General features: G+C 66.5%; 18 protein-coding genes. 10 read left to right on the forward strand and 8 right to left on the reverse strand.

All coding sequences use genetic code 11. The features are described 5' to 3' along the window. Position 1: 1 nt before the first annotated feature. From A9W99_RS25070 to A9W99_RS25080, 3 genes are all read right to left on the reverse strand, one after another. The gene (locus A9W99_RS25070; RefSeq protein WP_067384942.1) at positions 2 to 760 is read right to left on the reverse strand and encodes a class I SAM-dependent methyltransferase; all 759 of its coding nucleotides are present in this window, start codon (positions 758 to 760) and stop codon (positions 2 to 4) included. A 39-nt stretch (positions 761 to 799) separates the two neighbouring features. After that, positions 800 to 1765 (reverse strand): Ldh family oxidoreductase, encoded by a 966-nt coding sequence (locus tag A9W99_RS25075; protein ID WP_253870410.1) that lies wholly within the window; start codon positions 1763 to 1765, stop codon positions 800 to 802. 115 nt (positions 1766 to 1880) lie between these two features. Next, positions 1881 to 2291 (reverse strand): group 1 truncated hemoglobin, encoded by a 411-nt coding sequence (locus tag A9W99_RS25080; protein ID WP_067384948.1) that lies wholly within the window; start codon positions 2289 to 2291, stop codon positions 1881 to 1883. 237 nt (positions 2292 to 2528) lie between these two features. On the opposite strand from A9W99_RS25080, the gene A9W99_RS25085 reads away from it, so the two are divergent. From A9W99_RS25085 to dnaE, 5 genes are all read left to right on the forward strand, one after another. Continuing rightward, positions 2529 to 3545, forward strand: coding sequence for an SDR family NAD(P)-dependent oxidoreductase (locus A9W99_RS25085; RefSeq protein WP_067384951.1), 1017 nt, complete (start codon positions 2529 to 2531; stop codon positions 3543 to 3545). A gap of 4 nt (positions 3546 to 3549) precedes the next feature. Continuing rightward, a complete protein-coding gene (locus A9W99_RS25090; protein ID WP_067384954.1) occupies positions 3550 to 4353 on the forward strand; it encodes an SDR family oxidoreductase in 804 nt (267 codons plus the stop codon). 55 nt (positions 4354 to 4408) lie between these two features. After that, positions 4409 to 6655, forward strand: coding sequence for an MMPL family transporter (locus A9W99_RS25095; RefSeq protein WP_067384957.1), 2247 nt, complete (start codon positions 4409 to 4411; stop codon positions 6653 to 6655). Between the two features lie 63 nt (positions 6656 to 6718). After that, on the forward strand, positions 6719 to 7150 hold the full coding sequence (locus A9W99_RS25100) for an SRPBCC family protein (protein ID WP_067384960.1): 432 nt from the start codon (positions 6719 to 6721) through the stop codon (positions 7148 to 7150). Between the two features lie 67 nt (positions 7151 to 7217). Beyond that, a complete protein-coding gene (dnaE, locus tag A9W99_RS25105; RefSeq protein ID WP_067384963.1) occupies positions 7218 to 10772 on the forward strand; it encodes a DNA polymerase III subunit alpha in 3555 nt (1184 codons plus the stop codon). A 76-nt stretch (positions 10773 to 10848) separates the two neighbouring features. Here dnaE and A9W99_RS25110 read toward each other — a convergent pair whose 3' ends face one another. Then, positions 10849 to 11694 (reverse strand): class I SAM-dependent methyltransferase, encoded by an 846-nt coding sequence (locus A9W99_RS25110; protein WP_067384966.1) that lies wholly within the window; start codon positions 11692 to 11694, stop codon positions 10849 to 10851. Between the two features lie 145 nt (positions 11695 to 11839). Here A9W99_RS25110 and fadD11 point away from each other — a divergent pair, with 145 nt between their 5' ends. From fadD11 to ilvA, 4 genes are read left to right on the forward strand one after another with little or no spacing between them, the layout of a single operon-like run. Next, complete coding sequence (gene fadD11 / locus A9W99_RS25115; RefSeq protein ID WP_067384968.1) at positions 11840 to 13663, forward strand: fatty acid--CoA ligase FadD11; 1824 nt, start codon at positions 11840 to 11842, stop codon at positions 13661 to 13663. Beyond that, the gene (locus A9W99_RS25120; protein WP_067384971.1) at positions 13660 to 15618 is read left to right on the forward strand and encodes a lysophospholipid acyltransferase; all 1959 of its coding nucleotides are present in this window, start codon (positions 13660 to 13662) and stop codon (positions 15616 to 15618) included. The genes fadD11 and A9W99_RS25120 overlap by 4 nt, the downstream gene beginning before the upstream one ends. Beyond that, the gene (locus A9W99_RS25125) at positions 15602 to 16039 is read left to right on the forward strand and encodes a nitroreductase family deazaflavin-dependent oxidoreductase (protein ID WP_067384974.1); all 438 of its coding nucleotides are present in this window, start codon (positions 15602 to 15604) and stop codon (positions 16037 to 16039) included. The genes A9W99_RS25120 and A9W99_RS25125 overlap by 17 nt, the downstream gene beginning before the upstream one ends. A gap of 33 nt (positions 16040 to 16072) precedes the next feature. Continuing rightward, on the forward strand, positions 16073 to 17374 hold the full coding sequence (gene ilvA, locus A9W99_RS25130; protein ID WP_067384977.1) for a threonine ammonia-lyase: 1302 nt from the start codon (positions 16073 to 16075) through the stop codon (positions 17372 to 17374). 82 nt (positions 17375 to 17456) lie between these two features. Here ilvA and A9W99_RS25135 read toward each other — a convergent pair whose 3' ends face one another. Beyond that, on the reverse strand, positions 17457 to 18113 hold the full coding sequence (locus A9W99_RS25135) for a pyridoxamine 5'-phosphate oxidase family protein (RefSeq protein ID WP_067384980.1): 657 nt from the start codon (positions 18111 to 18113) through the stop codon (positions 17457 to 17459). Between the two features lie 39 nt (positions 18114 to 18152). Here A9W99_RS25135 and A9W99_RS25140 point away from each other — a divergent pair, with 39 nt between their 5' ends. Further along, the gene (locus A9W99_RS25140; RefSeq protein WP_067384983.1) at positions 18153 to 19481 is read left to right on the forward strand and encodes an aminotransferase class I/II-fold pyridoxal phosphate-dependent enzyme; all 1329 of its coding nucleotides are present in this window, start codon (positions 18153 to 18155) and stop codon (positions 19479 to 19481) included. Positions 19482 to 19514: 33 nt separating this feature from the next. Here A9W99_RS25140 and treZ read toward each other — a convergent pair whose 3' ends face one another. Genes treZ through glgX form a run of 3 tightly spaced genes read right to left on the reverse strand, consistent with a single transcriptional unit; the run spans position 19515 to position 25716 of the window. Next, positions 19515 to 21236 carry a malto-oligosyltrehalose trehalohydrolase gene (gene treZ / locus A9W99_RS25145; RefSeq protein ID WP_067384986.1) on the reverse strand — a complete coding sequence of 574 codons (1722 nt, stop codon included), beginning with the start codon at positions 21234 to 21236 and terminating at the stop codon, positions 19515 to 19517. After that, positions 21229 to 23526 carry a malto-oligosyltrehalose synthase gene (gene treY / locus A9W99_RS25150; RefSeq protein ID WP_067384989.1) on the reverse strand — a complete coding sequence of 766 codons (2298 nt, stop codon included), beginning with the start codon at positions 23524 to 23526 and terminating at the stop codon, positions 21229 to 21231. Before treY ends, treZ begins: the two co-directional genes overlap by 8 nt. Before the next feature lie 3 nt (positions 23527 to 23529). Next, complete coding sequence (gene glgX, locus A9W99_RS25155; protein WP_067384992.1) at positions 23530 to 25716, reverse strand: glycogen debranching protein GlgX; 2187 nt, start codon at positions 25714 to 25716, stop codon at positions 23530 to 23532. Positions 25717 to 25750 lie beyond the last annotated feature (34 nt).

Here is a 25750-nt window from a genome sequence, read left to right on the forward strand (position 1 = left end):
GTCATTCGGGCTTCCGGACGTCCACGAGCACCCGTGTCGCGTGCGCGACGAAGGGCCCTTCCGCCTCGATCTGGTCGTGGAGTTCGCGCAATCGTGTGCGATAGCGCTGCACGCTGAAGTCCGGCACCGCCCAAATCACCTTGCGCAGGAAGTAGACGACGGCGCCGATGTCGAAGAACTCGGCGCGCAGCCGCTCCATGCGCACATCCACGATCTGCAGCCCAGCGGCTTGCGCCGAGGCGCGCACCGCGTCCGGGTGATACTCGGCCCATTTCTGGGGTTGCGGCCCGACGAAGTACTCGACCAGCTCGGACGTCGTGGCGGGTCCGATGTGCTGCGCAAAGTAGGTGCCGCCCGGGCGAAGGACCCGGGCGAGCTCGGACCACCACACGGCAGTGGGATGACGGCTGGTTATCAGATCGAACGCCGCGTCGGCGAACGGGAGCGGCGGCTCATTCGCCGTCGCGACCACCACCACACCCAGCGGATGCAAGCGTCGGGTCGCGATCGCCGCGTTCGGAGGCCACGTCTCGATGGCCGCCATGGTGGGCGGAAAGGGTCCCGCGCCGGCCAGTACTTCGCCGCCACCGGTGTGAATGTCCAGGGCGGCCGACACCGTCGCCAATCGCTGCTTCAACAGCCGTTGGTAGCCCCAGGAAGGCCGTTGCTCGGTAGCGCGGCCGTCCAGCCAGGAGAAATCCCAGCCGTCCACGGACACCGCGTCGGCTTCTGCAACCAAATCCTCGAATGTGCGCGCCATACGGGCATTGTGACGCGGGCCGAAGCGTCTCTGGTTCGCCTATCCGGCAAACACGGACCGCGGACCGGGCACTCCGAAGTATTCGGCGAGCGGGAACAGCACGTCGGCAGTGCGCGCGTCCAGGGGAATCGCCTGCGAGCGAGGTGTACGCGGCAAGTCCGCATCGGCGCGACAGCCGCCCAACAGATCGGCCAGACCGCTGCCCAACTCGGCGTGCCCGCCGAAGGCGGCCGGATCCACCGCGATGAGCAGGTGGCCCACGCCGCGGCTTTCCCCGGCCGGCTCGCGATCCAGTGGCGCTCCGGTCAGGACGCGGCCCAGCAGAGCTCCCGCCATGGCCAGTGCTTGGTGGCTGTCTGCTGTCTCGAGGGCGAACTCGTCATTCTGAACCAGGCTGTTCGGGTCGGTCCCGAACAGCGGTTCGACCCCGCCGCACGACGCTGACGTGACCACAATGCCCACCAGCCCGTCTCGGGCGAGTTGGCGGGTGTAGACCGAAGCGGCGCCGAAGTCGTTGCAATTGCGGACAGCGACGGCGGCGACGCCGAATTTTGCGGCGCGTTTGGCAGCCAACTGGGCGGCAGCCATCCCAGCGACGACGCCGAGCGCCCCGTCGGCGTCGATCAGCAGTCCGGCGCCACGGTCGGAAACCACCCTTGTCGTGGCAGTCGGATCGGCGACACCGGCGGCCAGTTCGTCGAGATAGTGCGGCAACAGCCGCAACCCGTAGTTCTCGATCCCGCGTAACGATGTGTCCACCAGCGCGTCGGCGACCTGCCGGGCGTCAGTGGCGCACAACCCGGCATCGGCAAGAGCGGCCCGGGTCAGTAATCGGGCCTCGTCTTCACCGATGACCAGGGCTTCCCGGTGCGGCTGTGGGGCATCCGGGCCTGCCTGGTCGACCGTGTCGCGAGACACCTCGACATGCGGGGAAGGCCCGAAGAATAGGTGGTCATTGCTGCAGTAGGGGCGTAGTTGCGGACGGTCCAAAACCTCTGGCGTCACAGCCGTCACCTCTCTAACGTCGGCGTTCTCCGATGGAGAAGCCCAGGCTGCCACCACCTCCTTGACGGATCCTTCGCGGATTCTTGACGGATTCTTGGAACGCGGGGGCCCCGCCTCAGACGGGAGCGGCGGTCGTCTCACCCGATGCGATATCGGCGGCCAGTGGCGCGATGGCGCCCAGTATTTCTGTGACTGTCTCGGCGGGGACCCCGGCCGCCGTCAGCGCGTCGCTCAGGTGTCCGGCCACCAGGGTGAAGTGGTGCATGGTGATTCCGCGGCCCTGATGCACCTGCTTCATCGGGGCGCCGGTGTACGGCTCGGGGCCGCCGAGTGCGGCGGCGAAGAACTCCGCTTGCTTGCCCTTGAGGCGACTCATATTGGTTCCGCTGAAGAATCCCGACAGTTGGTCATCGGCCAGTACCCGGGCGTAGAAGTCCTCGACGACGACTTCGATCGCCTCGTGTCCGCCGATCTTGTCGTAGATGCTGACCGGCCGGCGCTTGCGGAAGCGCGACAGTATTCCCATTGGGCCAGTGCAACATTGCGGCATTGCGGATCGGTTAGTGAGCCGTCACACCCGGATTATTCGGTGTAACAAGCGGATTGCGCGCACGTTGAACAGGTCGTGGGAAATGACACGGCGGGTGGCCTCATGCCGTCAATCGGTACCGATTGGCCCGTTGATGTCATAGGTTGACTTTATGACCTATGTCACACCACCCAGAGCCGTCCCGCAGGGCGATACCGTCAGGAGCCACAGCCGATGAATCTCGGTGATCTAGCGAATCTGGTCGAAAAACCGTTCGCGACGATGTCCAACATCGTCAACACGCCGAACTCGGCCGGGCGGTATCGACCCTTCTATCTGCGGAATCTGCTCGACGCGGTGCAGGGTCGCAAGCTCAGCGATGCGGTCAAAGGCAAGACCATTCTGATCACGGGTGGGTCGTCGGGCATCGGGGAGGCCGCCGCGAAGAAGATCGCGGAAGCCGGTGGGAAGGTGGTGCTGGTCGCGCGCACCCTGGAGAACCTCGAGAAGGTCGCCGAAGAAATTCGTGACGACGGCGGGACCGCCCATTTCTACTCGTGCGACCTGACCGACATGGACGCGATCGCGGACATGGCGGACAAGGTGCTCGCCGACCTCGGCGGCGTCGACATCCTGATCAACAACGCGGGCCGATCGATCCGGCGTTCATTGGAGTTGTCCTACGATCGAATTCACGACTACCAGAGGACAATTCAGCTCAACTACCTCGGAGCGGTCCAGCTCATCCTGAAGTTCATCCCGGGGATGCGGGATCGCGGCTTCGGCCAGATCATCAACATCTCGTCGGCCGGCGTGCAAACTCGCGCACCCCGGTTCGGCGCCTACATCGCCAGCAAAGCGGCGCTCGACACGCTGTGCGACGCGCTGCAGGCCGAAACCGTCAACGAGAACGTCCGGTTCACCACGGTGCACATGGCATTGGTGCGCACGCCGATGATCAGCCCGACCACGATGTACGACCGGTTCCCGACGCTGACGCCGGATCAGGCGGCCGGGGTGATTGCCGACGCGATCGTGCATCGGCCGCGACGGGTCAGCCCGCCGTTCGGACAATTCGCATCGGTGGCCGACGCGGTCAACCCGGCGGTGATGGACCGGGTACGCAACCGCGCGTTCGGCATGTTCCAGGACTCCGCCGCGGCTAAGGGAGCCGAATCCGCCACTGACACATCAGAATTCGACAAACGCAGCCAAACATTCGTGCAAGCGACCCGAGGGATACATTGGTGACGTCATGAGTCTTCCGAAACCGAACAGCCAGACAACCGTCGTCATCACCGGCGCCTCTTCGGGCATCGGTTCCGAATTGGCCCGCGGGCTGGCCCGCCGCGGGTTTCCGTTACTGCTGGTCGCGCGGCGCCGTGAGCGCCTCGACGAACTGGCCAACGAAGTCGGCAAGGAATACTCGGTCGGCGTCGAGGTGATGCCGCTCGACCTCAGCGACCCACAAGGCCGCGGCAAGTTGGCCGACCGGCTACGCAACGAACCGATCGCCGGATTGTGCAACAGTGCGGGTTTCGGCACCAGTGGCGTCTTCTACGAGCTGCCGGTCGAACGCGAAAGCGACGAGGTCACGCTCAACGCGCTGGTATTGATGGAGCTGACCCACGCGGCGCTGCCCGGCATGGTCGAGCGCGGGGCCGGGGCGGTGATGAACATCGCCTCGATCGCCGGTTTCCAGCCGATCCCCTACATGGCGGTGTATTCGGCCACCAAGGCCTTCGTGCAGACGCTTTCGGAAGCCATCCACGAGGAGCTGCACGGTACCGGCGTGTCGGTAACGTCCCTGTGTCCGGGCCCGGTGCCGACGGAATGGGCCGAGATTGCCAACGCGGAGCGGTTCAGCATTCCGCTTGCCCAGGTGTCGCCGCACGACGTGGCCGAAGCCGCGATTTCGGGCATGCTGACCGGTCGGCGCTCCGTGGTGCCGGGCGTGGTGCCCAAAGTGGTCAGTACCGGCGGCAGGTATGTGCCACGCAGCCTGCTGCTCCCCGCGATCCGGATCGGCAACCAATTGCGTGGAGGACAGGGCCGCTAAGCCGCTCGCTGACACCGCGCGGCCGGGCCCACCGACAAACTGAGGAGGGCACCAGGTGCTGCGCGGAGTTGCCCGGCTGGCCATTGCCGCGCCACGCAGAATCATCGTCGCGGCCCTTCTGATCATGGTCGGCGCCGGAGTTTTCGGCTTCTCCGCCGTCGACGTATTGTCGGCGGGCGGCTATAAGGATCCGGCGTCGCAGTCGTCGCGGGCTCAACGGGTGCTCGCCCAGAAGTTCGACAGCGGCGACCAGGAGCTGATTCTCTCGCTGACCTCCGAGGCCGGTGCGCAAAGCCCGGCCGCCCGGGCCCTGGCCAGCGATCTTGTCGCCCAACTGAGAGCGTCGCCCGACGTAGCCCGGGTGAATTCGGCATGGACCCTTCCGCCGCCGGGGGCGGCGGGCCTGACCAGTAAGGACGGCAAGACCGGACTGATCATCGCCGGTATTCGCGGTGGCGAGACCGGCGCCCAGAAAAACGCCGCGGCGCTGGCCAAAAGGCTGGTGCACAATCGCGACGGCGTCACGGTCAGGGCCGGCGGCGAGGCCCTGACGTACGCCCAGATCAACAAGCAAAGCGAAAAAGACCTACTGGTAATGGAATCCATCGCGTTTCCGCTGAGTTTCGTCGTGCTGGTCTGGGTGTTCGGCGGCATCCTCGCCGCGGCGATACCGATGGCGGTGGGTGGCTTCGCGATCGTTTGCACGCTGGCGACGCTGCGGGCGATCGCCCTCGCCACCGACGTCTCCATCTTCGCGCTCAACCTCACCGTGGCCATGGGCCTGGCCCTGGCCATCGACTACACGCTGCTGATCATCAGCCGATACCGCGACGAGCTCGCCGACGGCAATGAGCGCGACGACGCACTGGTCCGCACCATGTGCACGGCCGGTCGAACCGTGCTGTTCTCGGCGACAACGGTCGCACTGTCGATGGTCACCATGGTGATGTTCCCGATGTACTTCCTGAAGTCGTTCGCCTATGCGGGCGTCGCAGTGGTGGCGCTGGCGGCCGTCGCCGCCGTGTTGATCACACCCGCTGTGATCGTGCTGCTCGGCGACCGGCTGGACTCGCTCAACGTGCGGCGGCTGATTCGCCGGGTACTCAACCGCCCCGAGCCGGCCCCCCGCCCGATCGAACAGAGTTTCCTGTACCGCTCGACGAAAGCCGTTATGCGACAGCCGATTCCGATAGGTACCGTGGTCATTGCGGTACTGCTGGTGTTGGGCGCGCCTTTCCTGGGAGCGAATTGGGGGTTCTCCGACGAGCGGGTGTTGCCGGCGTCGGCGTCGGCGCGGCAGGTGGGCGACCAGCTGCGCTCCGATTTCGCGACCGACATGGGGAACGACGTGACCGTCGTGATCCCCGATGCCACCGGGCTGGCGTCCGGCGAGATCGAGCGCTATGCCGTCCAGCTCTCACAGGTACCCGACGTGGTGTCGGTGTCGGCACCCGGCGGGACCTTCAGGAACGGCTCGCCGGCCGGGCCACCGTCAGCGGCCACCGATATCAGAGACGGCGCCGCGTACCTGACCGTGTCCAGTACGGCCCGGCTGTTCTCCACCGCCTCCGAAAGGCAGCTGGATCGCCTGCAGGCTGTCGGCGGTCCCGGCGGCCGCGACGTGCAACTCACCGGCCGGGCGCAGATCAACCGCGACAGCGCTCAGGCGGTGACCACCCGGCTGCCGCTTGTCCTGTCCATCATTGCCGTCATCACGTTCGCGTTGCTGTTCTTATTGACCGGGAGCGTGGTGCTGCCGCTGAAAGCGTTGGTGCTCAACGTCTTATCGCTGACCGCCGCCTTCGGCGCGCTGGTGTGGATCTTCCAGGACGGTCACCTCGGCGCATTGGGCACCACCGCCAACGGCACCCTGATGATCCATATGCCGGTGCTGTTGTTCTGCATCGCGTTCGGCCTGTCGATGGATTACGAGGTTTTCCTGGTGTCCCGGATTCGTGAGCACTGGCTGGCCTCCGACCGCACCCCGGCGGCCAACGACGAGGCCGTCGCACTCGGACTGGCCCGCTCCGGCCGGGTGGTGACCGCCGCGGCGCTGCTGATGGCGATCTCGTTCGCCGCGCTGATAGCCGCGCGAGTGTCCTTCATGAGAATGTTCGGCGTCGGGCTCACCCTGGCCGTGGTGGTGGACGCCACGCTGGTACGCATGCTGCTGCTGCCCGCGTTCATGCGCTTGATGGGCCGGGCGAACTGGTGGGCCCCCACAGCGCTGGCCAGCCTGCACGAGCGCATCGGCATCGACGAGGGCGAACAAATTACGCCGAGCAGACGCAAAATCGCCTAAATCACGGCAGATTTGAGTGATTTTGCGTCTGCTCGCCGTACTGGGCCGCGTTAGGCTCGCCGAATGGCTTCCGTTGAGTTGAGCGCCGACATGCCGATGAGCCCCCAAGAGATGTGGGAGCACGTTGCCGACCTGTCGGACCTGGGCGAGTGGCTCGTCATGCACGAGGGCTGGCGCAGCGAGCTGCCCGACGAGATCACCGAAGGAACACAGGTCGTGGGCGTGGCACGTTCCAAAGGCTTGCGCAACCGGGTGACGTGGACGGTGACCAAGTGGGACCCCCCGCACGAGGTCGCGATGTCAGGAGACGGCAAAGGCGGAACGAAATACGGCGTCCGGCTCACCGTGCAGCCCACCGACGACGGGTCCACCCTCGGGTTGCGCCTCGAACTGGGTGGGCGCCCGTTGTTCGGCCCGGTCGGTTCGGCGGCGGCCCGCGCCGCCAAAGGCGACGTGCAGAAGTCGCTGAAGAACTTCGTCGAGCTCTACGGATAAACCACGTAAGACACACATGGCGACACGCCGGGAAAGCGTCAGTGCTCGGTCATAGACTGGCGTCCCTATGAATCAGTCGAGCTTCGTGCACCTGCACAACCACACCGAGTACTCGATGCTGGACGGTGCGGCGAAGATCACCCCGATGCTTGCCGAGGTGGATCGGCTGGGGATGCCCGCGATCGGCATGACCGATCACGGAAACATGTTCGGCGCCAGCGAGTTCTACAACGCCGCCACCAAAGCCGGGATCAAGCCGATCATCGGCGTGGAGGCGTATATCGCGCCCGCTTCCCGTTTTGATACCCGGCGTGTCTCGTGGGGCGATCCCAGCCAGAAGGCAGACGACGTTTCCGGCAGCGGCGCCTACACGCACTTGACGATGATGGCCGAGAACGCCGCCGGTCTGCGCAACCTGTTCAAGCTGTCCTCGCTGGCCTCATTCGAGGGCCAGCTGAGCAAGTGGTCGCGGATGGATGCCGAGCTGATCGCCGAGCACGCCGACGGCATCATCATCACCACCGGCTGCCCATCGGGGGAGGTGCAGACCCGGCTTCGGCTCGGCCAGCGCCGCGAGGCGCTGGAGGCCGCCGCAAAGTGGCGGGAGATCGTCGGTCCGGACAACTACTTCCTCGAGCTGATGGACCACGGGCTTTCGATTGAACAGCGGGTCCGCGACGGCCTGCTCGAAATCGGCCGCACGCTCAACATCCCGCCGCTGGCCACCAACGACTGCCACTACGTCACCCGCGACGCCGCGCACAACCACGAGGCACTGCTGTGCGTACAGACCGGCAAGACGCTGTCGGACCCCAACCGGTTCAAGTTCGACGGTGACGGCTACTACCTCAAGTCGGCCGACGAGATGCGCCGGCTGTGGGACGACCAGGTGCCCGGCGCCTGCGACTCCACGTTGCTGATCGCCGAACGGGTGCAGTCCTACGCCGACGTGTGGGCACCTCGCGACCGGATGCCGGTCTTCCCGGTGCCCGACGGCCACGACCAGGCGTCCTGGCTGCGTCATGAGGTCGACACCGGGCTGACCCGGCGCTTCCCGGCCGGTCCGCCCGAAAGCTATCGCACCCGCGCGGCATACGAGATCGACGTCATCTGCGCCAAGGGCTTCCCGTCCTACTTCCTGATCGTCGCCGACCTGATCAACTACGCACGCTCGGTCGGCATCCGCGTCGGCCCGGGCCGCGGTTCGGCCGCCGGATCGCTGGTCGCCTACGCGCTCGGCATCACCGACATCGACCCGATACCGCACGGGCTGCTGTTCGAGCGGTTCCTCAATCCCGAACGCACGTCGATGCCCGACATCGACATCGATTTCGACGACCGTCGCCGCGGCGAGATGGTGCGCTACGCCGCCGACAAGTGGGGCCACGACCGGGTCGCGCAAGTCATCACCTTCGGCACCATCAAAACCAAAGCGGCGCTGAAGGATTCGGCGCGGATCCACTACGGGCAGCCCGGTTTCGCGATCGCCGACCGGATCACCAAGGCGCTGCCGCCGCCGATCATGGCCAAAGACATTCCACTGTCGGGTATCACCGATCCCGCCCACGAGCGGTACAAGGAGGCCGCCGAGGTCCGCACCCTGATCGAAAGCGATCCCGACGTGCGCACCATCTACCAGACGGCGCGGGGCCTGGAGGGTCTGATCCGCAACGCCGGCGTGCATGCCTGTGCGGTGATCATGAGCAGCGAGCCGCTGACCGAGGCCATCCCGCTGTGGAAGCGCCCGCAGGACGGCGCCATCATCACCGGCTGGGATTATCCCTCGTGCGAGGCCATCGGCCTGCTGAAGATGGACTTCCTGGGTCTGCGCAACCTGACGATCATCGGCGACGCGATCGACAACATCAAGGCCAACAGGGGAATCGAGCTCGACCTGGAGTCGGTGCCGCTGGACGACAAGGCCACCTACGAGCTGCTGGGCCGCGGCGACACTCTGGGCGTCTTCCAGCTCGACGGCGGGCCGATGCGTGACCTGCTGCGCCGCATGCAACCGACCGGGTTCGAGGACATCGTCGCGGTGCTAGCGCTGTACCGTCCCGGCCCGATGGGCATGAACGCCCACAACGACTACGCCGACCGCAAGAACAACCGGCAGGCCATCAAACCGATCCACCCCGAACTCGCCGAACCGCTGCGCGAGATCCTGGCCGAAACCTACGGCCTCATCGTCTACCAAGAGCAGATCATGCGCATCGCGCAGAAGGTCGCCAGCTACTCACTGGCCCGAGCCGACATTTTGCGCAAGGCGATGGGCAAGAAGAAGCGCGAGGTCCTGGAAAAGGAATTCGAAGGTTTCTCCGACGGGATGAAGGCCAACGGATTCTCGGCCGGCGCCATCAAAGCGTTGTGGGACACCATCTTGCCGTTCGCCGACTACGCGTTCAACAAGTCGCACGCCGCCGGCTACGGCCTGGTGTCCTACTGGACCGCTTACCTCAAGGCCAACTATGCCGCCGAATACATGGCCGGTCTGCTGACCTCCGTCGGCGACGATAAGGACAAGGCCGCCGTCTATCTGGCCGACTGCCGCAAGCTCGGCATCACGGTGTTGCCGCCGGATGTCAACGAGTCCGGCCTGAACTTCGCGTCGGTGGGGCAAGACATCCGCTACGGCCTGGGTGCGGTGCGTAATGTCGGCGCCAACGTGGTCGGCTCGTTGCTCAAGACCCGCAGCGACAAGGGCAAGTTCACCGATTTCTCGGACTACTTGAACAAGATCGACATCTCGGCATGCAACAAAAAAGTCACCGAATCACTGATCAAGGCGGGCGCTTTCGATTCGCTCGGCCATGCTCGCAAAGGTCTTTTCCTGGTCCACACCGACGCCGTGGACTCGGTGCTGGGCACCAAAAAGGCCGAAGCGATGGGACAATTCGACCTGTTCGGCGGCTGGGACGAGGAGGGGAAAGGCGCCGGCGACACTGGAGATTCCGTGTTCACCATCAAGGTGCCCGACGACGAGTGGGAGGACAAGCACAAGCTGGCCCTGGAACGAGAGATGCTGGGGCTGTACGTTTCGGGGCACCCGCTCAATAAGGTGGCCCACCTGCTGGCCGCTCAGGTCGATACCGCCATACCGGCCATCCTTGACGGCGACATCCCCAACGACACCCAGGTTCGCGTCGGCGGCATCCTGGCCTCGGTCAATCGCAGGGTCAACAAGAACGGGATGCCCTGGGCTTCAGCACAATTGGAAGACCTAACCGGCGGCATCGAGGTGATGTTCTTCCCGCACACCTACTCCAACTACGGCGCCGAGATCGCCGACGACGCGGTGGTGCTGGTCAACGCCAAGGTGGCGATCCGCGACGACCGCATCAGCCTGATCGCCAACGAGCTGGTGGTGCCCGACTTTTCCAGCGCGCAACCGGATCGGCCGCTGGCGGTCAGCCTGCCGACGCGGCAGTGCACCATCGACAAGGTGAGCGCCCTCAAGCAGGTACTGGCCCGCCATCCCGGAACGTCGCAGGTGCATCTGCGCCTCATCAGCGGGGATCGCATCACGACGCTGGAACTCGATCAGTCGCTGCGGGTGACGCCCTCGCCCGCGTTGATGGGCGACCTCAAAGAACTGCTGGGTCCGGGCTGCCTGGGCGGGTAGGCGCGCGGCCCGTCGCGAGGGCGCGCAAATGTACTCGATTTGCCGCGGAACGCTGTACAAATGTGGACGTTCGCGGCTAGAACTGATAGCGCAGAATGCGCGCCTTGCGGGCCGCGGCCTTGGACTTCCCGGATAGCTTGGTGGCCAAGCGAATCCAGCCCGGGAACAGGTCCACCTCGGGAGCGTGCGCCAGGCTGGCCTCCTCGACTAGCCGCAATCGCGGGTTCCACGACTCGGGCACCCGGGCGTCTTTGAACCCCGCGTATCCCCATTGGCTGCCGACTTGGGAGAACATCCGTTGCGGGGCAAGCTTCACCGCGGCGCGGCTGAACCAGCCGATGCGCCCGTAGTCGTTGAAGGCCAGTTCGCCGGACCGGAAATAGTCCGTCACGCGGCGGAAGATGCCGACGATCACCGCCTCGGGCAAGAACGCGAACAGCCCGTCGGCGATCACCATGGCGGGCCGGTCGGCGGGGATGGGTTCGGGCCAGCTGTTTTCGGCGACCGACGCGGCCAGCGAATGCGCGTGGTCTCTGCGCGGCATCACCTCGTCGCGCAACGCGATGACGCGCGGCAGGTCGATGCTGTACCAGTCCACCGTGTCGGGCGGGTCGACCCGGAACACGCCCGTGTCCAGCCCGGCACCGAGGTCGACGACGACAGCGCCGGGATGTGCGGTGACGAATCTGCGCACCCGCTCGTCGAGCATCTTGGCTCGCAGCGCCGACTGGCACACCACGCTGTCGGTCACGCCAAGACCGGCGAAGTCGAAGTCGATCCGGCCGACGATTTCGTCGGCGAGCGTGTCGCCGAGGATCGTCCGGGGCCACCTGCTGTCCAGCGCCCGGGCGTACTGAGTGAGCAACGCCGTCTGCTCGACCGGCGAAAGCTCGCTGACGTCAATAGCGGATTCGGTCCCCACGCTTTCCCAACCTACGCGTCGAACGAGGCTGCCCCGACCGTGGCGACCCCCAGCGCGCGGCTGCGCCGCGCTCGCGATCGGCCTTCCGCCCCCACTACCGCGGACGTACGCTCACCGATATGCGGGCAAACCTAGGAGAGCGGACATGACCACCAACGAGGGCCCAACCACCATGTGCGAGGCGTTCCAGCGCACCGCGGCAATCGATCCGGATGCCGTCGCCCTGCGGACCCCTGGTGACACCCAGACACTGACCTGGCGCGAATATCTCGACCAGGTGCGCAAGGTGGCGGCCGGGCTCGCCGGCCTGGGGGTCCGCCGCGGCGACACCGTCTCGCTGATGATGGCGAACCGCATCGAGTTCTACCCGCTCGAGGTCGGCGCGCAACACGTTGGCGCCACCTCGTTTTCGGTGTACAACACGCTGCCGGCCGAACAACTGACCTACGTGTTCGGCAACGCCGGCACCAAGGTGGTGATCTGCGAGGAGCAGTACGTCGACCGCATCCGCGCCAGCGGCGCAGCCATCGAACACATCGTCTGCATCGACGGCAACCCGCAGGGCACGCGCTCGGTAGACGATTTGTACGCCGCCGCTACCGCAGATTTCGACTTCGACGCCTCATGGCGGGCTGTGCAACCCGACGACGTGGTCACTCTGATCTACACCTCCGGGACCACCGGCAACCCCAAGGGGGTCGAGATGACCCACACCAACCTGCTGTTCGAGGGCCGGGCCATCGACACGGTGCTCGGGATCGAATTCGGTGACCGGATCACGTCGTTTCTGCCGTCGGCGCACATCGCCGACCGGATGTGTTGCCTCTACCTGCAGGAGATGTTCGGCAGCCAGGTCACAGTCGTGTCTGACAGTCGTCAGATCGCGGCCGTACTGCCCGACGTCCGTCCCACCATCTGGGGTGCCGTGCCGCGGGTATGGGAAAAGCTCAAGGCCGGAATCGAATTCATGGTCGGCCACGAAACCGACGACACCAAGCGACAAGCATTGGATTGGGCAATGGCGATAGCCGCGAAACGCGCTGCGACCCTGGTTGCCGGTGAAGAGATGCCGGACGACCTAGCCGCCGAATGGGCCAAGGCTGACGAGCTGGTGCTGTCGAAGGTCCGCGAACGGCTCGGCTTCGGCGAGCTGCGGTGGGCGGTCTCGGGAGCGGCGCCGATTCCCAAAGAGACACTGGCGTTCTTCGCGGGCATCGGCATGCCGATCGCCGAGCTTTGGGGAATGTCCGAATTGAGCTGCGCCGCGACGCTCGTCCATCCCCGCGAAGCGCGCCTTGGCACCGTCGGCAAACTGCTGCCCGGGCTGGAGGGCAAAATCGCCGAGGACGGGGAGTATCTGGTCCGCGGCCCGTTGGTGATGAAGGGCTACCGCAAGGAACCGGCCAAGACCGCGGAGGCGATCGACGAAGCAGGGTGGCTGCACACCGGAGACATCCTCGAGGTCGACTCCGACGGCTTTCTGAGGGTCGTCGACCGCAAAAAGGAGCTGATCATCAATGCGGCCGGAAAGAACATGTCGCCGGCCAACATTGAGAACAGCATCCTTGCCGCGTGCCCGATGATCGGGGTGATGATCGCGATCGGTGACGGCCGGCCGTACAACACCGCGCTGATGGTCTTCGATGCGGACTCGGTCGGCCCGTATGCGGCCCAGCGCGGGCTCGAGCCTTCGCCCGCGGCCCTGGCAGCCGATCCGGAGGTGATTTCCCGGATCGCCGCGGGAGTGGCCGAAGGCAACGCCAAACTCTCGCGGGTGGAGCAGATCAAGCGCTTCCGGGTGCTGCCCACGTTGTGGGAGCCGGGCGGCGACGAGATAACGCTGACGATGAAGCTCAAACGCCGCCCGATCGTCACGAAATACGCCGCCGAGGTCGAGGAGCTCTACGCCGGTGATCTGCACCCCGACGTCCACGAGCCCGCCAGCGTCGCATCGGTGCAGCCGGCGTGACCGGGGGAGTGGCGGGGACTGTGCGTGAGGTCAGCCGCGCACGGATACGAAAGTTGCTGCAGCGCACCGGTATTGTCGACGAATCGGTTACGGCGTTGCCGACGGACCCAGCCGAGGTCGGTCAGCTGCTGGCCGCCAAGTGGTACGAGGAGCGGCTGCAGAAGCTGGCGGCCGACCTCGGGCGGGATCCCGACAGTGTGCGTGTCGAAGCCGCCTGCTACCTGCGTGAGGTCGCGGCCTCGCGGGACGAGCGTGCCGTGGAGGCGTGGCGGGGCTTCAGCCGCTGGCTGATGCGCGCCTATGACGTGCTCGTCGACGAGGACCAGATCGCTGCGCTGCGCAAGCTCGATCGCAAAGCGACACTGGCGTTTGCGTTTTCGCACCGGTCTTACCTGGACGGCATGCTGCTGCCGGAGACGATCCAGGCCAATCGGCTCTCCCCGGCGTTGACCTTCGGCGGGTCGAACCTGAACTTCTTTCCGATGGGCGGCTTCGCCAAGCGCACGGGCACCATCTTCATCCGCCGTCAGACCAAGGACATTCCGGTCTACCGGTTCGTATTGCGCGCCTACACCGCGCAGCTGGTGCAAAACCACGTCAACCTGACCTGGTCCATTGAAGGTGGCCGCACCAGAACCGGCAAGCTGCGGCCCCCGGTGTTCGGCATCCTGCGCTACATCACCGACGCCGTCGACGAAATCGACGGTCCCGAAGTGTATTTGGTCCCCACCTCCATCGTGTACGACCAGCTGCACGAGGTCGAAGCGATGACGAACGAGGCCTACGGTGCCGTTAAACGGCCGGAGGACTTCCGCTTCCTGGTCCGGCTCGCACGCCAGCAGGGCGAGCGGCTGGGCCGGGCCTATCTTGACTTCGGCGAACCGCTGCCGTTGCGCAAGCGCCTCGAGGAATTGCGGGCCCTGCAAACCGGGGACTCGGGTACCGGTACCGAAATCGAGCGCATCGCACTGGACGTGGAACACCGGATCAACCGCGCCACCCCGGTCACCCCCACCGCGGTGGTCAGCCTCGCGCTGCTGGGCGCCGACCGCTCGCTTTCCATCAGCGAGGTGCTGGCCACCGTGCAACCGCTGGCCAGTTACATCGCGGCACGGCACTGGGCGGTGGCCGGCGCCGCCGACCTGACCAACCGTTCGACGATCCGCTGGACGCTGCACCAGCTGGTCTCCTCCGGCGTGGTGAACGTGTACGACGCCGGTACCGAGGCGGTGTGGGGCATCGGCGCCGACCAACACCTGGTCGCGGCGTTCTACCGCAATACCGCAATCCACATCCTGGTCGACCGCGCGATCGCCGAGATGGCATTGCTGGCCGCCACCGAGGATGCGGCCGACGGCTCGGTGCTCCCGGCCACCGTGCGCGACGAGGCGCTGCGCCTGCGCGAGTTGCTGAAGTTCGAGTTCCTGTTCTCCGCCCGAGCACAGTTCGAGAAGGATCTTGCCGACGAGGTGCGGCTGATCGGGCCGGTGGAGGACACCACCAGGTCCGTCGCGGCGGCCGACGTGCGGCGGCTGCTGGAATCGGCCGACCTGCTGCTTGCGCACCTGGTGCTGCGACCGTTCTTGGACGCCTACCACATCGTCGCCGACCGGCTGGCCGCCCACGAGGACGAGACATTCGACGAACAGGCCTTCCTGACCGAGTGCCTGCAGGTGGGCAAGCAGTGGGAGTTGCAGCACCGCATCGCCAGCGCCGAGTCGAGGTCGATGGAACTGTTCAAGACCGCGCTGCGGCTGGCCCGGCATCGCGAGCTGGTCGACGTGCCCGCCGAACCCGATGACGCCGGTGACATTGCGCAACGGCGACGTCAGTTCGCCGACGAGATCGCCACCGCCATCAGGCGGGTCAACGTGATCGCGGAACTGGCCAGAACGCGCGGTCTGACCGCCACCACGACCGCCGCATACAGTGGTTGGCATGCCCCTACAAGGTGAATACGCCCCCAGCCCCCTCGATTGGTCCCGCGAACAAGCCGAGAAGTACGCCGAATCCGGCGGCGCCGAGGCCGCGGACATGAAGGGCAAGCCCATCATCCTGCTGACCACCGTCGGCGCCAAGACCGGCAAGCTGCGCAAGACGCCGCTGATGCGCGTCGAGCACGACGGCCAGTACGCCGTCGTCGCCTCCCTCGGCGGTGCCCCGAAGAACCCGGTCTGGTACCACAACATCGTGAAGAACCCCCGCGTCGAGCTTCAGGACGGCAGCGTCACGCGCGATTACGAGGCCCGCGAGGTGTTCGGCGACGAGAAGGCCGTGTGGTGGGAGCGCGCCGTGGCGGCGTGGCCGGACTACGCCGAGTACCAGAAGAAGACCGACCGGCAGATTCCGGTGTTCGTGCTGACCCCGGTAAGCTGACTTGCCCCTGGGGCGGCATGGCACCATTGATCGGTGTCCGCTGAACTGAGCGTGAGCCCGCAGGGCCGGGGAAGTCTGCCGCTGTCCGCGGCCGACATCGACGGCGCGGCGAAGCGGATTGCCCCGGTGGTGGCGCCCACCCCGTTGCAACTCAGCGAGCGGCTGTCGGATGTCACCGGCGCGACGGTCTATCTCAAACGCGAAGACCTGCAGACCGTGCGCTCCTACAAGCTGCGGGGCGCCTACAACCTGCTGGTCCAGTTGTCCGACGACGAGCTGGCCGCGGGCGTGGTGTGCTCGTCCGCCGGCAACCACGCGCAGGGCTTCGCGTACGCCTGCCGGGCGCTGGGCGTGCACGGCCGCGTTTATGTGCCCGCCAAGACACCTAAGCAGAAGCGTGACCGGATCCGTTATCACGGCCGGGAGTTCATCGAGCTGATCGTCGCCGGGTCGACCTACGATCTGGCCGCGGAGGCGGCCATGGCCGATGTCGAACGCACCGGCGCCACACTGGTGCCGCCGTACGACGACCTGCGCACCATGGCCGGTCAGGGCACCATCGCCGTCGAAGTGCTGGCGCAGCTCGAAGAGCTCGGTGGGGAGCCCGATCTGATGGTGGTTCCGGTGGGCGGCGGCGGCTGCATCGCCGGCGTCACGACCTACCTCGCCGAGCGGACCACCAAGACCGCGGTGTTGGGTATCGAGCCGGCGGGGGCCGCCGCGATGATGGCGGCGCTGGCCGCGGGGGAGCCGGTGACGCTGGACCACGTCGACCAGTTCGTCGACGGCGCCGCAGTGAACCGCGCCGGCACCCTCACCTATGCGGCGCTGGCCGCCGCCGGGGACATGGTGTCCATCACCACCGTCGACGAGGGCGCGGTGTGCACCGCGATGCTCGACCTCTACCAGAACGAGGGCATCATCGCCGAGCCGGCGGGCGCGCTCGCGGTGGCCGGGCTGCTCGAGACCGACGTCGAGCCCGGGTCCACCGTGGTGTGCCTTATCTCCGGCGGCAACAACGACATCTCACGCTACGGCGAGGTGCTGGAGCGCTCGCTGATCCACCTCGGCCTCAAGCACTACTTCCTGGTGGACTTCCCGCAGGAGCCCGGGGCGTTGCGCAGATTCCTCGACGAGGTGCTCGGGCCCAACGACGACATCACGTTGTTCGAGTACGTCAAGCGCAACAACCGGGAGACCGGCGAGGCGCTGGTCGGCATTCAGCTGGGATCGGCCGCAGACCTGGATGGCCTGCTGGCCCGGATGCGGGCGACCGAGATTCACGTCGAAACCCTGCACCCCGGCTCCCCGGCGTACCGCTACCTGCTTTTGTAGGCCCCTCTCGTGCCGCGAGCGCGCGCAAATGTACAGGTTTTCGACCGTTTTGCCGTACATTTGCGGACGCTCGCGGACGGGTCTACCGGGTGTAGGGCGTCAGGTACTGCGGCACCGGGGTGGTGGGAACGAGGTCGTCGGCCGGGACCGGGGCATCGGCCGCCAGGCGCAGCGGCAGCACCCCGGCCCAATGCGGCAGTGCGCAGTCTTCGGGTTCGTCCACCGCGCCGCCGGTGCGCACCTTCGCCGAGACTTCGACGAGGTCGAGGGCCAGCACCGCGGTCGCGGCGAGTTCACGGGTATTCGGCGCCCGGCAGTCGGTGGCACGGCCCGTTGCGATGTGGTCGAGCAGACAGTGCAACGCCCGCAGTTTCTCCGCCGGATCCTCGACGACGCGTGCCTCACCCACCACGACGACCGAGCGGTAGACCAGCGAATGGTGCAACGCCGAACGGGCCAGCACCAGCCCGTCGACCAGGGTGACGGTGACGCAGACCTGCAGGCCAGCGGCTTTCGCCGCGAGCATCGGGGCGCTGCCGGTCGAACCGTGCAGGTACAGCGTTTCGCCGAGGCGGGCGTGTGTCGTCGGCAATACCACCGGTCGTCCGGCGTTGACGTAACCGAGGTGGCAGATCAGCGCCTCGTCCAGGATGCGATGGACGGTCTCGCGGTCGTAGCGTGCGCGTTCCCGGTAGCGAGTAGGTGTTGTTCGCGAAGTGGGGTGGTATGCCGTTTCCATCGCTTGCCTTTTAGTTTGTACTAGAACATACTTGTTAGCGTGCCAGTACAATACAGCATAACCGGCTCGGGAGCGGAGTCGATAGCTGCCAGCGTCGAAGACGGCATCTCCGAGGGCGCGCTGGCACCGGGTGACGCCTTGCCGCCCATTCGGGAGGTCGCAGCCGAACTGGGCGTCAACGCCAACACGGTCGCCGCCGCGTATCGTCTGCTGCGCGAACGCGGGGCGGTGGAAACCGCGGGACGACGGGGAACCCGGGTTCGGGACCGGCCGGCGACCACGCCCCGATCGCTGCTCGGCCTCGGCGTTCCCGAGGGGGCGCGTGACTTGTCGACCGGCAACCCGGACCCTGCATTGTTGCCGATCGCGGGGGCGCAGCTTGCGCCACCGGATTCTGGCGCGCCGGTGCTGTATGGACAATCCGCGATCTCGGACGAGTTGCTCGAATATGCCCGCGCCGCGTTGAGCGCCGATGCCGTGCCGGCGGATTACCTGGCGGTGACCAGCGGCGCGCTGGACGGCATCGAGCGTGCGCTGACGGCGCACCTGCGACCGGGCGACCGAGTCGCCGTCGAGGATCCGGGCTGGGCCAACTTGCTGGATCTTCTTGCCGCACTGGGACTTTCCGCTGAGCCGGTTCAGGTCGACGACGAGGGGCCGGTGGTGCTCAGCATGGCGCGGGCGCTGCGTCGCGGCGTACGCGCAGTGGTGGTGACTTCCCGCGCGCAGAACCCGACCGGGGCCGCATTGTCGGCCGAACGGGCCAAAGCGCTGCGTAGCCTGTTGGCCGGCAAGACCGCCGAAGTGCTGGTCGTCGAGGACGACCACTGCGCGGGGATCGCCGGCGTGCCGCTGTATGCGCTCGCCGGCTCGACGCGGCGCTGGGCTTTCGTGCGGTCGGCGTCTAAGGCTTACGGTCCTGACCTGCGGCTGGCCATCATGGCCGGAGATCGCCGCACGGTCGAGCGGGTGAACGGACGGCTGCGCCTCGGACCCGGCTGGGTGAGTCACCTGCTGCAGGACCTCGCGGTCCGGCTGTGGTCCGACGACAACGCCAAGTGCCTGGTCGAGGAAGCTAAGGAGCGGTATGCCAACAACCGCAACCGATTACGCGCGGCATTGACCGAGCGCGGAGTGACGGCCCACGGCAGGTCCGGCCTGAACGTCTGGGTCCCGGTGCCCGACGAGACGACGGCGATCACCCGCTTGCTCAGTGCGGGCTGGGCGGCGGCACCGGGTACGCGGTTCCGGATGGACTCACCCGCGGGCCTGCGAATTACCATCGCAGACCTGGCGTACGGCGAGATCGATCCGCTTGCCGATGCGGTCGCCGAGGCGGTCCACGGAACCGGCCCCCCGAGTGTGTAGCGCGAAATTGCGCGAGGTGCCCCAGCTCGCAACTTAGGTGCGCAGGATGGCGAAGGAATGGCCGGGGAGCTCGGTGGTGCCGTCGCCAATGGCCGGCCGATCCCAGGCCAGCACCAGCTCACCGGCGATCGGCACCGTCACCGGCTCGGCACCGAGATTGCAGGCGATCGATAGCCGGCCCCGCCGCAGCATTATCCAGCGTTCGGCTTCGTCGTAGTCGACGGTGAGGTGCTCCAGCCACGGGTCGGCCAGGTCCGGCTCGGCGCGGCGCAACGCGATCAGGTCGCGATAGAGCCCCAGCAGCCGGGCGTGTTCGCCCGAGCCGACTTCATCCCAGTTCAGCTTGGAGCGCTGAAACGTCTGCGGATCCTGCGGGTCGGGGATATCGTCTGCGTCCCAGCCGTGTTCGGCGAACTCGGCCTTGCGACCCTCCGCGGTGGCGCGAGCCAACTCCGGTTCGGGATGGGAACTGAAGAACTGGAACGGCGTCGACGCTCCCCACTCTTCGCCCATGAAAAGCATTGCCGTGTAGGGAGATCCAAGGGCCAACGCGGCTTTGACCGCCAGCTGTCCGGCGGTCAGGTTCTGCGACGGCCGGTCGCCCAGCGCGCGGTTGCCCACCTGGTCGTGGGTGCAGGTGTAGCCGACCAGCCTGGTCGCGGGAATCGCCGACACATCCAGCGGACGTCCATGCCGCCGCCGACGGAATGACGAGTAGGTGCCGGCGTGGAAAAAGCCGTGGCGCAGCGTTTGTGCCAGCGTCGCGAGTGATCCGAAATCGGCGTAGTAGCCCTGCCGTTCGCCGGATACTGCGGTATGGATGGCGTGATGGATGTCGTCGTCCCACTGCGCGGTCACCCCGTAGCCGCCGGCGTCGCGTGGCGTAACCAGCCGTGGGTCGTTGCGGTCGCTCTCGGCGACCAGCGACAGGGGACGCTCCAACTGCCTTGACAGCCAGTCGGTCTCGGTGGCCAGCTCCTCGAGGATGTGCACCGCGGTGGTGTCGACCAGGGCGTGCACTGCATCCAGGCGCAGCCCGTCGGCGTGGAAGTCGCGCATCCAGCGCAGCGCACACCCGATGATGTAGCGTCGCACCTCGTCGGAGTCGGCGTCGGCGATGTTGATGCCTTCCCCCCACGGGTTGCTCGCCGACGACAGGTACGGCCCGAACCGCGGCAGGTAGTTGCCCGACGGCCCTAGATGGTTGAACACCGCGTCGATCAGCACGCCGAGACCGCGGGCATGGCAGGCGTCGACGAACCGGACCAGGCCGTCGGGCCCGCCGTAGAGTTCGTGCACGCTGTACCACAACACACCGTCGTATCCCCAACCATGGGTTCCGGCAAAGGAGTTGACGGGCATCAGCTCGACGAAGTCGATACCGAGATCCACCAGATAGTCCAGTTTCTCGGCCGCGGAGTCGAAAGTACCTTCATCGGTGAAGGTCCCGACATGCAACTCGTAGATCACCGCGCCCTCGACCGACCGGCCTGCCCAGCCGGCGTCGGTCCAGTTGGCGCGCAACGGGTCCCATAATTGCGAGCGCGCGTGCACGCCGTCGGGCTGACGGGCCGAGCGCGGGTCGGGCAGCACCGTAGAGTCGTCGTCCAGCAGGAACCCGTAGCGGGCCTCCGGCGCGGTGTCCACGGTCGCATGCCACCAGCCGTCGTCCGAGCGTTCCATCGTATGCGCGGCACCGTTGACGTCGAGGCGCACCCGCTCGGGTTTGGGCGCCCAGACCCGGAATTCAGTCACTATTGCGCTCCAGCAGGACGACGGGCAGGTCGGCGAACAATTCGGCCGCCGAAGTCGGTCCGCTTGCCATCGCGCCGGTGAGAGTGTCGGTCCAGGAACCCTCGGGCAGGGGCAGCACCGTGTTACCCCAGCCCGTTTCGGCCAGCCGCACGGTCCAGCGGGTCACCGCCACCACCACGTCGTCGCCGCGCTGGAACGCCAGCACGTGATCGCTGGCCTGCCCGTCGGCGAGCACCGGAAGGTATCCGCCCCGGAGGAAGGTGTCCGGGCGGGAGCGCCGCAGCCGAAGCGCGGTGGTGACGACCCGAATCTTGGGGTGCCGCAAGTCTTCAAGCGCCGCTCTGCGGGCCGCATAGTCGACCGGACGGCGGTTGTCCGGGTCGACCAGGCTGTCGTCCCAGAGCTCGGTGCCCTGGTAGGTGTCGGCCACCCCGGGTACGGTCAGCGCGAGCAGCTTCTGGCCCAGGGCGTCGCTGGCGGCGTGCGGATTGAGTTGCGCGACAAGCTCGGTCAGGGCGCCGGCCACCGGTCCGTCCAGCACGGTGTCCAGCCAGCTGTGCACCGCGTCCTCGAACGCGGTGTCCGGGTCGTTCCACGAGGTGTGCCAACCCGCTTCCCGGATGGCCTTCTCGGCGTAGGCGTGCAGCCGGCCACGCAGCTGGTCATTCACCTCTCCGCCGACCGGCCACGCCCCGAAGATGTTCTGCCACAAGAATTGTCCGGTCGCCGGATCGGGCGATGCGGCCTGCACCTCCCAGCGCGCGACGAACTCCGACCATAGCGACGGCACCTGGGACAGCACGCCGATGCGGGCGCGCACATCCTCACCGCGCTTGGTGTCGTGAGTGGTCAGCGCGGTCATCGTCTGCGGCCACGTCCGTGCGCGCTCGGCGGCGCGATGGTGAAACTCCGCGGCTCCTACGCCAAACCGATGCGGCTCGCCGCCCACCTCGTTCAGCGACACCAGCCGCGCGTCGCGGTAGAACATGCAGTCCTCGACGGCTTTGGCGGTCACCGCCCCGCACAGCTGCTGCAGCCGTGTCGCAGGTTCACCCCCGCGGGCCAGCGCCGTGGCGAGCACCTGTAGCGCCGGGCCGAATTCCGGTGCCGCCGATTGGGTCTCAGCCAGTGCGGTGGGCAGGATCGCGGCCAGGCCGGGATAGTCGGAGCGGTACACCCCGATGTGGGTGAGCAGCGCGGCGATCGCATCGGGCAGCAGTGGATGGTCGCGGCCGGTCGCCGCCACGATCGACCGTCGCACCCTGGCCATCTCCGGCGCCAGCGTTTTGGTGGCCGCGCGGATCTTGAGGTCGGCCAGCATGGCCGGCATGCCGCGATACTCGACACCGGCGGATTCGGCCAGTGTGGTCAGCGCGGGTTCCCCGCTAGGGTCGACGAAGACTCCGCCCACTTCGCGCAGCACGTCGTACCCGGTGGTGCCGGCCACCGGCAGTGTCGGCTCCAGCGCCTCGTCGACGGCAAGGATCTTCTCGATCACGATCCAGGCCTTGGGCCCCAACAGTTCTCGCAGCCAGGCTAGATACTCGCAGGGATCGGACAGCCCGTCGGGGTGGTCGATGCGCACACCGTCGACAAGATCCTCGGAAAACCAGCGGGCCACTTCGGCGTGACTGGCGCCGAATACCGCGGGATCTTCCTGACGCAATCCGGCCAGCGAGGTGATCGAGAAGAAACGGCGATAACCGCACAACCCGCGCCGCCAGCCCACCAGCCGGTAGTGCTGACGGTCGTGCACCTGGGCGCCGGTGCCCTCGGAGGTGCCGGGTGCGATCGGCAGCGCGAGGTCGCCGAGCCGCAGCAGGTCGCCGTCGACCTTCAGATCGGCGACGTCGTCGTCGGAACCCAATATCGGCAAGACAATTCGGCCGTCATCGAGGTCCCAGTCGATATCGAAGTAGTCCGCGTACGCCGAGGACCGGCCGTTCCGCAGCACGTCCCACCACCAGGCGTTCTGCTGCGGCTGGTCCACCCCGACGTGATTGGGCACGATGTCGACGACCAGGCCCATACCGCGGGCCCGGGCCGCCGCCGACAGCCGGGCCAGTCCCTCCGGACCGCCGAGCTCCGGCGACACCGCCGTCGGGTCGGCGACGTCGTAGCCGTGGCTGGATCCGGCGACCGCAGTCATGATCGGGGACAGGTACAGATGCGAAACTCCGAGGTCGTCGAGGTAGTCCAGCAGGTTCTCGGCGTCGGCGAAGGTGAACCCGAACCCGCTCGATTCACCGCGCAGTTGTAACCGGTAGGTGGAAAGCACCGGAAAAGCCATGCCTCAGGCGGTCTTACGTAGCACGAGCAGGGAACGCGCCGGCACCGGTACCGTGACTTCAGCCGCCACCACCAGGTCGTTGGCGCCGACCGAGTCATTGGTGTCCAGCGCGGCGGTCCACTCCCGGGCATAGTCGTCGTGCGGCGTCACGAAGTCCACCTCTTCGTCGTGGGCGTTGAAACACAACAGGAATGAGTCGTCGACGACCCGCTCGCCGCGCGCATTCGGGGCGGTGATGGCGTCGCCATTGAGAAACACCGCCACGCACTTGTGATGAAAGCTCTTGTCCCAGTCTTCGTGGGTCATCTCCCGGCCGCTGGGCGTCAGCCAGGCGATATCGCGGACTTCTTCGCCGGTTCGAATCGGCTCGCCCTCGAAGAAGCGGCGCCGGCGAAACACCGGATGGTTTTTCCGCAAGTCGGTCGCCTTGCGCGCGAAGGACAGCAGATCGGGGTTCTTGTCCACCAATGACCAATCCATCCAAGCCAATTCGGAGTCTTGACAGTAGACGTTGTTGTTGCCCACTTGGGTGCGGCCGATCTCGTCGCCGTGCGCGATCATCGGCGTGCCCTGACTGATCATCAGGGTGGCCCAGAAGTTGCGCATCTGACGGCAGCGCAGCGCGACGATCTCGGGGTCGTCGGTGGGGCCTTCGACGCCGCAGTTCCACGAGCGGTTGTGGCTTTCTCCGTCGCGGTTGTCCTCGCCGTTGGCCTCGTTGTGTTTCTCGTTGTAGGACACCAGGTCGTTGAGGGTGAACCCGTCGTGTGCGGTGACGAAATTGATGCTGGCGCTGGGCCGTCGGCCGGTCACCTCGTAGAGGTCCGACGAGCCGGTTAGCCGCGAGGCGAACTCACCCAGGGTCGCGGGTTCCCCCCGCCAGTAATCACGCACAGTATCGCGATACTTCCCGTTCCACTCGGTCCACAAACCGGGAAAATTTCCGACCTGGTAGCCGCCCTCGCCGACGTCCCACGGCTCGGCGATCAGTTTGACCTGGCTGACCACCGGATCTTGCTGCACCAGATCGAAAAACGCGCTCAATCGGTCGACGTCGTGCAGTTCGCGGGCCAGGGTCGAGGCCAGGTCGAAGCGGAACCCGTCGACGTGCATCTCCAGCACCCAGTAGCGCAACGAGTCCATGATCAGCTGCAGGGTGTGCGGGTGCCGCGCGTTGAGGCTGTTGCCGGTGCCGGTGTAGTCCTTGTACAGCCGCAGGTCCTCGTCGACCAGCCGGTAGTAGGCCTTGTTATCGATGCCGCGGAAGTTGATGGTCGGCCCCAGGTGATTGCCTTCGGCGGTGTGGTTGTACACCACGTCGAGGATGACCTCGATGCCGGCTTCGTGCAGATTGCGCACCATCATCTTGAACTCGGCCACCGCGCTGCCGGCCTGCCGCGTCGCGGCGTACTGGTAATGCGGCGCGAAGAAGCCGAATGTGTTGTAGCCCCAGTAGTTTCGCAAGCCGAGGTCGAGCAGCCGCTGGTCGTGCATGAACTGGTGTACCGGCATCAGCTCGAGCGCGGTGACGTTGAGCGACTTGAGATGGTCGATCACCGCCGGGTGGGCCAGCCCCGCGTAGGTGCCCCGCAGCTCTTCGGGAACACCGGGATGCGTCTGCGTCATGCCCTTGACGTGAGCCTCATAGATGACCGTCTCGTGGTACGGGGTGAGCGGTGCCCGGTCGAAGGCCCAGTCGAAGAAGGGGTTGATGACCACGCTGGTCATCGTGTGGCCCAGTGAATCGACCATCGGGAGAGTGCCGGTTTGCGTGGAGTCGCCTTCGGAGGCAACGGGGTTCAAGTCGTAGGAGAACAGCGCCTGCCCGAAAGTGAAGTCGCCGTCGAACGCCTTGCCGTACGGGTCGAGCAGCAACTTGCTCGGATCGCAGCGATGACCGGCCGCGGGGTCGAACGGCCCGTGCACACGAAACCCGTAGCGCTGTCCCGGGCTGATGTTCGGCAGGTAGGCGTGCCAGACGTATCCGTCCACCTCGTCGAGCGGCACGCAGGACTCGCTGCCGTCCTCGCCGATCAGGCACAGGTCGACGTTGTCGGCGATCTCGGAGAACAGCGAAAAGTTGGTGCCCGCACCGTCATAGGTGGCCCCGAGCGGATAAGCGGTACCCGGCCACACGGTGGGCAAAGTCGGTTCGGTCCCGCCAGCGTCCTCGCCACTGTTCGACGACATCACTCGACCTTAACCGGGCCGCGATGACCCGGTA

This window comes from Mycobacterium sp. 1164966.3 (assembly GCF_001665395.1).
In the GTDB taxonomy this organism is placed as follows: Bacteria; Actinomycetota; Actinomycetes; order Mycobacteriales; family Mycobacteriaceae; genus Mycobacterium.